This window comes from Amycolatopsis jejuensis, assembly GCF_000717335.1.
Classification (GTDB): Bacteria; Actinomycetota; Actinomycetes; order Mycobacteriales; family Pseudonocardiaceae; genus Amycolatopsis; species Amycolatopsis jejuensis.
Genome location: NZ_JNYZ01000067.1, coordinates 1 through 9,884, shown reverse-complemented (window position 1 = coordinate 9,884; position 9,884 = coordinate 1). Strand labels below are relative to the sequence as shown.

Below are 9,884 nucleotides of genomic sequence, written 5' to 3'. Positions count from 1 at the left end.
TGCAGATCAACCGTGAGCGTGGTGCGACGCTGGCGGACGTGCGGAACCGTTCCTGGCGCTAAATCCCCCGGAAAGGGCCTGGGGGGTGGTGCCGTCCAGGGGATAGACCCGGCGGCACCGCCCCCTGCCACCACTGCAGCCTTCCCGCCGTCCCGGCAGGTGCGCCACGGTCGCGTCCGCCTGCGCGGGCTGAAGCAGAAAGAGTGGGTACCACCGTGAAGTGTCAACTCGCCATCCGCGTATTCGTCTTCTTTCTCAACCGCACCCCCCAGGTCCGGGACATGATGGAAGGCCGCCACAAGATCCTCCAGTTCGATCTCGACGGGGAACGTCCGTTCCACCTCGTGCTGGAAGGGACGAAGGCCCGCGTCGTCCGCGGTGCCACGGCCGAGCCGGACGTCGTCTTCGAGGCGCCTGCGCGGTTGTTCCTCCGGATGATGCTGGACACCGCATTGGCCGATGAGGCGTACGTCAACAAGAAGTACGAGGTCTACGGCGCACCGTCCGACGCCACGAGGTTCCGGACTCTCGGCGAGCGTGTTCAGCAGCACCACCCCGTGGTCTTCGGTTCGCTGAAGAAGCTGGGGCCCGTCATCATGCGAGTCAGCTGAGGAAGAAGAATGCCCACCACATTATTCCAGCCCCACGACTATCGTTTCCCTGCGACCGTGGACGAAGTGCTGGAGACCCTTGGCCAGCAGGGAGATCGCGCGCGCGTCATCGCCGGCGGTACGACCATTCACGAACTCGCCTATCGCAAAGGGATGGGTGACGTCCACACGCTTCTCGACATCACCCGTCTCCCGCTCGACCAGATCACCCCGACCGAGACCGGGGTCAAGCTCGGTGCGACCGTCTCGTTCACCGACCTGGCCGCATTCGTCACGGCAGCGCACCCGAAACGGCTGGCCTCGATCACCGACGCCATTGCCGGAATCCGGCCGATGCAAATCCGCAACGTCGGCACGGTGGGCGGCAGCATCTGTTCGAGCCTGCCTTTCTTCGACCTGCCTGCCGCGCTCGTCGCGCTCGACGCGAGGGTGACGACGAAACGGCTCGACGGCGATTCCCGTACCGTTCCGATCGAGACGTTCTTCTGGGACTTCTTCCTTCCCGACCTCCATTTCGGCGAGCTTCTCACCGAGGTCGAGTTCGACCTTCCGCCCGCCGACACCGGCGGGGCCTTCCAGAAGTTCGAATCCAACTCGGTGGACTGGGCGCTGGTCAGCATCGGCGTACAGGTGCAGTGCCGGGAAGGCCGGTTCACCGACGCGCGGATCGCGCTGGGCGGCGGGATCGGCCGCAAGATCACGCGGGCCGTCAGTGTCGAACACGCGCTGCTGGGAAGGTCGGTCAGCGCCGAAACGATCCAGGAAGCCGTGCGCGGGGTCGGCGACGACGTCCGCGCGTTCAGCGATTTCCGGGGCTCGGCGGAGTTCCGGAACCATCTCCTCAAGGTCTACATCGCTCGCTGCCTCGTGCAGGCAGCCAGGAGGGCACGATGACGAATTCCGAAGCGCCGAGCCGGGTTCTCCATCTGACGGTCAACGGCGAACCACTCACCCTGGCGGTCGGTCCCTACGAGAGCCTCAATTCCGTGTTACGTGACCGGCTCAACCTGACCGGTACGAAGCGGGGCTGCGACACCGGTGGCTGCGGCACGTGCACCGTCCAGGTCGACGGCCAGGCGGTGTACTCCTGCATGTACCCGTCCCTGCGCGCCGAGGGCAAGTCGGTGTCCACAGTGGAGGGTTTGACCACCAACGGGGAGCCGCATCCCATTCAGCAGGCGCTCGTCGACGGCGGCGGGGTGCAATGCGGTTATTGCACGCCCGGTGCCCTCATGGCGGCCCTTGCGGTGTACGCGGAAAATCCGCGCGCGGGGGCCGACGAACTGGCCGAGGAACTGGCCGGAAACCTCTGCCGCTGCACCGGATACGTCAAGCTGGTCGAGTCGCTGGCGGCGGCCGGCGAGAATCTGCGAGGGCACCATGACTGAAACGCTGCCTGCCCGGTCCGACGAGTACCGGAACATCGGCCGCCGCGTCCCCAAGTTCGACGCCGTGCGCAAGGCCACCGGTCAGATGACCTTCGTCGGCGACATCCGGATCCCGCGCATGCTCGAAGTGAAGATTCTGCGCAGTCCGCATCCGCACGCCAGGATCCGCCGGATCGACACGGCGAAGGCACGCGAGATTCCCGGGGTACAAGCGATCATCACCCACGAGGATGCGCCTGCCCACCCCTACGGGCGGGAGTTCGCGCTCCCGCCCGAATACATGCCGCGGGACAATTTCGTCATTCCCGAAAAGGCCCGGTACGTGGGTGACGTGGTGGCTGCCGTCGCGGCGACCACCGCGGAAATCGCGGCTCGGGCCATTGCCGCGATCGAGGTCGACTACGAAAAGCTCCCGGCTGCGCTCGATCCGTTCAAGGCAATCGAACCGGGTGCACCCCAGGTCCACGACACCGTGTACTGGGGCGACGAACGGGACGACCTGACCGGCAACATCCTGCGGACGATCCGGATGGGCGTGGGTGACGTCGAGGCAGGTTTCGCCGAGGCGGACGTCATCGTGGAGAACACCTTCACGGTGCCGAAGCAGCAGCAGAGCCCGATGGAACGACGCTGCGTGGTGGTCAACCCGCGGCCGGACGGCCGGCTCGACGTATGGGCCACTACCCAGTCGATCCACGGCCTGCGGCACAATCTCGCCCGCGCCCTCGGCATTCCGTACGGCCGGATCAATGTGCACCAGGTATTCCTCGGCGGTGCCTTCGGCGCGCGCCTCGACATGAACGTCGACGAGCCCATTGCCGCGCTGCTTGCGATGAAGTCCGGACGTCCGGTCCGCCTGCAGCTCACGCGCGAAGAAGACATGATGTCCACGAGCAGGCATCCGGCAACGGTGCGGCTCAAGACGGGCGCGAAACGTGATGGAACCATTGTCGCGCACCAAATGGAAGCACACGTCGACACCGGTGCCTACGCCTGTTCCGGCGAATGGGTCACCAAGTGCATGGGCGGCTGGTTCATGTCGATGTACCGGGTGCCGCACCAGGATTTCACCGGACACGTGATCTACACCAACACCCCACCGGCGGCCGGTTTCCGGGGATTCGGAAATCCGCGGGCGAACGTCCCGGTGGAATCGCACATGGACATCATCGCCGACCGGCTCGGCATCGATCCGGTGGAACTCCGGCTCAAGAACTACATCCGGGAGGGCGACGCCTACTACGCACAGGGCCCGAATGTGGTGGACCACATCAAGAGCTGTGGCGTGGAAGAAATCCTCACCTCGGGCGCGCGCCGGATCGGATGGGAGCGGCGGCAGGAATTCGCGCGGCAGGGCGACAAGCGGATCCGCAAGGGAATCGGGATGGGCCGCGCCTTCCACACTTCCGGATGCGGCCAGGCCAATGAAGTGTCGGACATCCTCGAGTACACCGGAAGCATCGTCAAGATCAACGAGGACGGCACCGCAAGCCTCACCACCGCGCTCATCGACATGGGCACCGGAAACCTGATGGGGCACGCCCAGATCGTGGCCGAGGTATTGGGCATGCGGGTCGAGGACGTCATCGTGACGACCACCGACACCGATTCCTCGCCCTACGACGTAGTCACGCACGCGAGTCGCAGCACGTACGTGTCCGGCATGGTGGCCAAACTCGCCGCGGAGAAGGTCCGTGACCTGCTTTGCGAAATGGCGGGCCGGATCCTCGAGGCCGAGGCCAAAGACATCGAGCTGTGCAACGGCCACGCCCGGGTGATCAACGAGGCCGGAAAAGCCGTGAGCATCGAGGAAATCGCGCGGACTGCCCAAATGCGGCAATGGGGTACGATCATTGCCGAAGCGAGCAAACGCGCGGTGACTACCGCGTCCCACTTCACGTGCAAGTTCGTCGAGGTTTCGGTGGACACCGAGACCGGGCACATCACCGTGGACCGGGTCGTGGCCGGTTCGGACGTGGGACAGGTGATCAATCCGGTACTGGTCGAAGGCCAGATCCACGGCGGTGCCGCGCAGGCATTCGGCTATGCGCTGCTGGAGGAAATCCAGGTCGACCGCGAAACCGGCCGCACGCTCAACCCCGATTTCCTGAACTACAAGATCCTGACGTCACGGGATGCCTGCCGGGACTTCGAGGTGTTCTTCGCCGAGACCTATGAGGACACCGGACCGTTCGGCGCCAAGGGAATCGGTGAATCGGCGAACAACGACGGGGCGAGCGCAATCGTCAATGCGGTGGCGAATGCCATCGGCGTCCACCTCACGGAGCTACCGCTGACCCCGGAGCGGGTGCTGCGGGCGCTGGGGAAGCTCTAGCCATGTCCGGTCCTGCGTCCCCGTGGCCCAGCTTTGGTGTTTTCCACCAGGGCTGGGCCACCGGGGAACGCAGTGACGCGGAGGTGCTCGGCGAGGTCATCCGGTCCACCGTGCTCGCCGACCGCCTGGGCTTCGACGTCGCCTGGTTCACCGAACAGCACACGCGCATGTTCGGGGAAACGTGGGGACGCATTGCCGCGCCACAGTTGTTGATTGCTCATCTCGCAGCGAAAACCGACCGCATCGGCTTGGGGACTTCGGTCCGGCTGATTGCCGATCAGGAAGCGGATCGGCTCGCCGAAGAACTGCTCACTCTGGACCTGCTCACCCATGGGCGGGTCCAATTCGGCATCGGCGCAGGAATGGCGCGGGAGCCGGGCCGCGCCGCACGGGAGGCCCGGCGGGGCCTGCTCCGCGCTCGGGCGACCGAACTCGCCGACCTTCTGCACGGCCGAACTTCCGCGAGTCTCGTCCTCACGAGACGGGAACTCTCCGGCCGGATTCACGTCGCCACCACGGACCCGCGTTCGATTGCGCTCGCTGCGCGCGAAGGGTTCAATTATCTTGCGGGCATGTTCGGCGGCGTACGGCATGCCGATCTGGTGCGTTCTTTCCGCGATTTCGGCGGACGCGGTACGGCGCGAGCTGCCCGGATGGTCTTCGTGGCAGAAGATGACCGGGCTGCCCGCCAGGCCATCCGCTCTGCTGCGTTGTATTTCTGGGCCCATTTCACGCCGCCGTCGCCGGAATGGCGCAAGACAGTGCTTGCGGTCGGCCGTCCGTTCGAGCTGGACGACATTTGTGCGCAGCTGGGGTGGATTGTCGGTGGGCCGGCGAGCGTTGCCACGCAGTTGGCCGACTATCTGATGTCGGCCGGTTTGCACGGGCTGGATTTGTCTTTCCACGTACCCGGTTTGGCCGCTGCGGAGGCGGATCGGTCCATGGAACTGTTCGCCTCCGCCGTGCGCCCTGAGGTCGGCAGGATCGTGACAGCAAGGCCGCCCGTCGGGGTCTCCACGACGGGCGGCCATGCTTTTCTCAATCCGTAGTGCGATCCAGCTCCACCAGCGTCATCGCGAGCACCTGGACTCCGGTGGCGATGTGGTCCAGCTCCGACCATTCCTCCGGGCAGTGACTGCGCCCGCCCTGCGACGGGACGAAGATCATTCCCATCGGGCAGAGCCGGGCCATGTGCACCGCGTCGTGCGTGGCACCGCTTGGGACCGGTTCCCATGCGATTCCCAACGAATCCACCGCGGAGGAAATCGTTTGGTGCACCGACGGGCTGGCCGGTCGGCATTCGTTGTCGTGGGACCATTCGAAATCGACATCGACCCCGTACGCGCTGGCTTGGAGAGTGATCTTCTCGGTTAGCCTGCGCTGGGCTTCCGACAGCCAGCCCGGGTCCACGCTGCGCATCTCGGCCTGCATTCGCACGCGCCCCGGTACCACATTGGGAGAACCGGGTTCCGACACCAATTGTGACGTCGTCGCCACGCCGTGTACCGGTGCTCCGCAGCCCTCCTGCCGCACCGCGAGCACGGCTTCCGCGGCCGCGACCAGCGCGTCCCGCCGGTCGCCCATGGGCATCGTCCCGGCGTGGTCCGGACGGCCGGTGAAGGTCGCGAGAATGCGCTCGATCCCGGCAATGGCGGTGACCACGCCGATCGGTACGCCGGATTCCTCCAGCAGCGGCCCCTGCTCGACGTGCAGTTCCACATACCGGTGCAGCGCGCGGGTTTTCGCCCAGCCGGACGACGCGAGCACGCCGGACGGGTCGATGCCGAACGCGGCGTACCGGTCACCGAGGCGGGTCCCGTGATGGTCCTGCCGGTCGAGGTCCGCCGCCGACAGCTCACCGGCGAGCGCGCGGCTGCCCATGCAGCTCAGGCCGAACTCGTTGGACTCCTCGCCGAGGAAGTCGATGACCAGCAGGTCCCGATCCAGCTGGAGGTCGTGCTCACGCAGCAGCCGGACGGCTTCGAGCGCACCGAGCACCCCGACCGCGCCGTCGAAGCGGCCGCCGCCGCGCACCGTGTCCGTGTGCGACCCGGTGACCAGCGGGGATGCCGCCGGGTTGCGGCCCGGCAGCACCCCCACCAGGTTCCCGGCGCCGTCGGGATGCACCTCGAGGCCGACGTCGATCATCCGCGCCCGGATCCACTCCCGCGATTCGCGATAAGGATCGGAAAATACCGTTCTGGTCCACCCTTCGCTGTCGGGATCATGGATGCGGGACAGCCCGATCAGATCGGCTTCACACCGCTCCGGAATTGCCGCGAGCAGGTCCGGATTCGACGACATGGTCATTCCTTTGCTAGAGAGAGGATAGTCCGCCGGACGTCACAGCGCAGACCGTTCCAGGAAACGGCCCCGCCCCTCCGCACCGACGTATTTTCCGCTTTCGGAGACCAGTTCTCCGCGGGCGTAGACATTTTCGATGAGACCGGGCAGTTTCCATCCCTCGTAAGGGGTGTAGTCCATCCGCTGGTTCTGGGTTTCGGCGGAGATGGTGGTGGAACCTTCCGGGTCGAGCACCACGATGTCGGCGTCGGCTCCCTGCACGATCGCCCCTTTGGCCGGGGACAGCCCGAACTGCCGGGCCGGTGCCGTCGCCGTCAGGTCGACGAATTTCTCCAGGGAAATCCGGCCCTTCCGGACTCCTTCGGCATACATCACGATGAACCGGTGCTCCACGCCGGGACCACCGTTGGGAATTGCCCGGAAATCGTGCTCTCCCAGGCGCCGCTTTTCCTCCAGGCAGAACGGGCAATGGTCGGAGCTCACCACCCCGAGCGTGCCGGCCCGTAAACCACGCCACAACGCGTCGCGGTGTTCTTCGGTGCGCAGCGGCGGAGTCAGTACCACCTTTGCCGCGTCGAAACCTGGTGCGTCGTAAAGGGAACGGTCCAGTGTGAGGTAATGGGTGCAGGTCTCCCCGGCAATCGCCCAGTCGTTGGCCCGGGCCTCCGCCACAGCTTCCACGGCGCCTTCGGTGGACAGGTGCACGAAATACAGCGGTGAGTCGGCCATTCGCGCGATCTGGATTGCTCGCCGCACAGCCTCGACCTCCGTCGACGGCGGACGCGAGATCTCGTGCGAGCCGGGTCCGGTGCGACCGGCGGCGACCAGGTCGGCCGCCAGCCGGTCGATGACGTCACCGTTCTCGGCGTGCACGCACACCTGGCCACCTGCGGCACTCGAGGTGCGCAGGACGTCGAACAAGGCGCCGTCGTGCAGCATGAGGGTGCCGCGATACGCCATGAAGACCTTGAAACTGGTAACGCCCGAACTCACGATCTCGGGGAATTCGTCCGTTGCGCCTTCGTAGAGATCGGTGACGCACATGTGGAAGCTGTAATCGATGACCGCTTTGCCCTTGGCCTTCTGCCGATGGGTTTCCAGCGACTGGAGAAGCGTTTGCCCGGCGCCCTGCATGGCGAAGTCCACCAGCGTCGTCGTGCCCCCGCAGGCCGCGGCGCGGGTGCCGCTGGCGAAATCGTCCGAGGTGGTGGTACCCATCATCGGAGAATCGAGGTGAGTGTGGACGTCGACCCCGCCGGGCAGCAGCAGCCGCCCGGTGCAGTCGACCCGCTCGACGTCCACGATCGGCAGGTCGGTGAGGTTTCCGATCGCCTCGATTCTGCCCGCGTGCACGAGGACGTCCGCATTCGTGGACCCGGTGCTGTTGACGACCCGGCCACCGGTCAGCAGCAAATATGTCATATCCAGCCCCTTCTTTGTGTCGGCCTGATCAGAAAAGGTCCTCGGCAGTGACGGCGGGCGACGCGGTCGCATTGGTCGCAGTCCGGCCACCGGCGACGGCGGGCGATTCCGGGAACACCCGCAGGGCAATGGCGTAAAGGACCGCGCCGACCAGACCGGCGATGGGAACACTCAGGTCGATTCCACCGGCGATCCCCGCCCAAGGTCCGGTGAAAATCGTCGTGTGGCTGAGCAGCACGCCGACCACGACCGCCGGTACCCAGGCCCCGATTGCGCGCATGTTCCACCCGCCGGAGAACCAGTAGATGCCGCCACGCTTGCCGCGGTTGAGCGCCTGCAGGTCTTCGGGGTCGTAGAAGCCTCGCCGCTTGCGGTACCCCATGAGGTTGATGACCATCCACGGCGTGGTGCCGACAGTGAAGAGAAGCACGAATGCGGTGAAGGCGTCGACGGCATTCCAGACGAAGGCACCCAGGAATACGAGTGCGATACCGATGACTCCGATGATGGCCGTGGTGGCGGCTCGGCCGAGTCTCGGCAGTACCGAGGCGACATCGATTCCCGGTGCGTAAACGCACAAAGCGCCGTGGGAAAGCGGGCCGAGCAGGCCGATCAGCATGATCGGGATGACGTACCACAGCGGGGAGACGCTGAGAATTCCCAGCACCGGGCTGCCGAGCTGGACGCTGAACATGGTGCCGGTGTATGCGCCGAACAGCATGACCACCCAGCAGCCGATGAAAAGGCCGCCGCCATTGGCAAGGGCGATCGATCGGTTGGAGTACCGCTTCGGCGAAATGTAGCGGGAATAGTCGTTGGCGAAAGGCCCGTACGAGATCGGGACCGCCAACGAGGCAACGACGGCAAGCACCCAGGTCGGCCAGAACGAGCCGAGGACATACGATCCGCCGGCGTATCCCGGGTCGAATTTGGGGGCCAGCACGACCACGCCGAGCAGCAGCAGAAACCCGACCACGACGACGACGACCTTTTGCGCCACCACCACGATGTCGTGCCCGAACAACGCGATCAGCAGGGAAACGACGCCGAGGACCGCGTACACGATTGCCTGCGTGCCGCCGCCGACGTGGATGCCGGAGAACCGCTCGATACCGCCGGTGAGTGCGTCGCCGCCGGCCCAGATGACGAGCGCGTAGAAGCCGAGGCCGATGAACAGCAGGAGGCAGGTCCCGATCAGCCGGCCGGCGACCCCGAAGTGCGCGCCACTGCTGACCACGCTGTTCGTGCCGGTGCGCGGGCCGAAGAGCGCGTACGGCGCGTACACCGCGACCCCGAGCAGCAGCCCGATGGTGATCGCGGTGAACGAACCCCACCAGCCGAGCCCGAACGAGATCGGCAGCCATCCGAGGATGACCAGGTTGAAACACATCTGCGCGCCGATGAACACCCGCGCCTGATTGCGCGGATTGGAATGGCGTTCGTCCTCGGGAATGTAATCGGCCCCATGGCGCTCGACGCGACGGGTGTGGCGTGGCATGTTCATGGACTCACCTCATGGGTTCGCGACTTGTCGCTCACTGCGCCGTGGTGGCGCTGGTCATCCGAAATAGCCACTGCCGCGCCGGTCTTCGATCAGGCAGGGAGGAGGAGAGAATTGTAGGCGCGAGACTGGCCGCAAGGTTTCTTCATTCGCCGGACGCAGCTAATTTTGCGTCCGGCGATTCTTTTGAGAATGGCAGGGGGCGGTGCCGCCGGGTCTATCCTCTGGACGGCACCACCCCCCAGGCCCTTTCCGGGGGATTTAGCGCCAGGAACGGTTCCGCACGTCCGCCAGCGTCGCACCACGCTCACGGTTGATCTGCA

Annotated in this window: 8 protein-coding genes; 5 read left to right on the top strand and 3 right to left on the bottom strand. The window is 65.7% G+C overall.

Going from position 1 to position 9,884, the window contains the following annotated elements; genetic code table 11:
* Window positions 1–203 precede the first annotated feature (203 nt).
* The 5 genes from OO71_RS45470 to OO71_RS45450 are packed head-to-tail and all read left to right on the top strand — an operon-like array spanning window position 204 to window position 5,383.
* The gene (locus tag OO71_RS45470) at window positions 204–611 is read left to right on the top strand and encodes an SCP2 sterol-binding domain-containing protein (RefSeq protein ID WP_033296350.1); all 408 of its coding nucleotides are present in this window, start codon (window positions 204–206) and stop codon (window positions 609–611) included.
* A 9-nt stretch (window positions 612–620) separates the two neighbouring features.
* Window positions 621–1,505 (top strand): FAD binding domain-containing protein, encoded by an 885-nt coding sequence (locus OO71_RS45465; protein ID WP_033296349.1) that lies wholly within the window; start codon window positions 621–623, stop codon window positions 1,503–1,505.
* Window positions 1,502–1,999 (top strand): (2Fe-2S)-binding protein, encoded by a 498-nt coding sequence (locus tag OO71_RS45460; RefSeq protein WP_033296348.1) that lies wholly within the window; start codon window positions 1,502–1,504, stop codon window positions 1,997–1,999. The genes OO71_RS45465 and OO71_RS45460 overlap by 4 nt, the downstream gene beginning before the upstream one ends.
* On the top strand, window positions 1,992–4,334 hold the full coding sequence (locus OO71_RS45455) for a xanthine dehydrogenase family protein molybdopterin-binding subunit (protein WP_051793240.1): 2,343 nt from the start codon (window positions 1,992–1,994) through the stop codon (window positions 4,332–4,334). Before OO71_RS45460 ends, OO71_RS45455 begins: the two co-directional genes overlap by 8 nt.
* 2 nt (window positions 4,335–4,336) lie before the next feature.
* On the top strand, window positions 4,337–5,383 hold the full coding sequence (locus OO71_RS45450) for an LLM class flavin-dependent oxidoreductase (RefSeq protein WP_033296347.1): 1,047 nt from the start codon (window positions 4,337–4,339) through the stop codon (window positions 5,381–5,383).
* Here the strand turns inward: OO71_RS45450 and OO71_RS45445 are convergent.
* Genes OO71_RS45445 through OO71_RS45435 form a run of 3 tightly spaced genes read right to left on the bottom strand, consistent with a single transcriptional unit; the run spans window position 5,373 to window position 9,564 of the window.
* Window positions 5,373–6,638, bottom strand: a complete 1,266-nt coding sequence (locus tag OO71_RS45445) for a M20 family metallo-hydrolase (protein ID WP_211260844.1) — start codon at window positions 6,636–6,638, stop codon at window positions 5,373–5,375. The two genes, OO71_RS45450 and OO71_RS45445, sit on opposite strands and share 11 nt — an antisense overlap.
* Before the next feature lie 39 nt (window positions 6,639–6,677).
* The gene (hydA, locus tag OO71_RS45440) at window positions 6,678–8,060 is read right to left on the bottom strand and encodes a dihydropyrimidinase (RefSeq protein ID WP_033296345.1); all 1,383 of its coding nucleotides are present in this window, start codon (window positions 8,058–8,060) and stop codon (window positions 6,678–6,680) included.
* A gap of 28 nt (window positions 8,061–8,088) precedes the next feature.
* Complete coding sequence (locus OO71_RS45435; RefSeq protein ID WP_033296344.1) at window positions 8,089–9,564, bottom strand: purine-cytosine permease family protein; 1,476 nt, start codon at window positions 9,562–9,564, stop codon at window positions 8,089–8,091.
* Window positions 9,565–9,884: the final 320 nt, after the last annotated feature.

Excerpts from the sequence above, each read along its gene's own strand:
- OO71_RS45460 (WP_033296348.1), top strand. The coding sequence starts at position 1,502 with ATGACGAATTCCGAAGCGCCGAGCCGGGTTCTCCATCTGACGGTCAAC.
- OO71_RS45435 (WP_033296344.1), bottom strand. The coding sequence starts at position 9,564 with ATGAACATGCCACGCCACACCCGTCGCGTCGAGCGCCATGGGGCCGAT.
- OO71_RS45445 (WP_211260844.1), bottom strand. The coding sequence starts at position 6,638 with ATGTCGTCGAATCCGGACCTGCTCGCGGCAATTCCGGAGCGGTGTGAA.
- OO71_RS45465 (WP_033296349.1), top strand. The coding sequence starts at position 621 with ATGCCCACCACATTATTCCAGCCCCACGACTATCGTTTCCCTGCGACC.
- hydA (WP_033296345.1), bottom strand. The coding sequence starts at position 8,060 with ATGACATATTTGCTGCTGACCGGTGGCCGGGTCGTCAACAGCACCGGG.
- OO71_RS45450 (WP_033296347.1), top strand. The coding sequence starts at position 4,337 with ATGTCCGGTCCTGCGTCCCCGTGGCCCAGCTTTGGTGTTTTCCACCAG.
- OO71_RS45455 (WP_051793240.1), top strand. The coding sequence starts at position 1,992 with ATGACTGAAACGCTGCCTGCCCGGTCCGACGAGTACCGGAACATCGGC.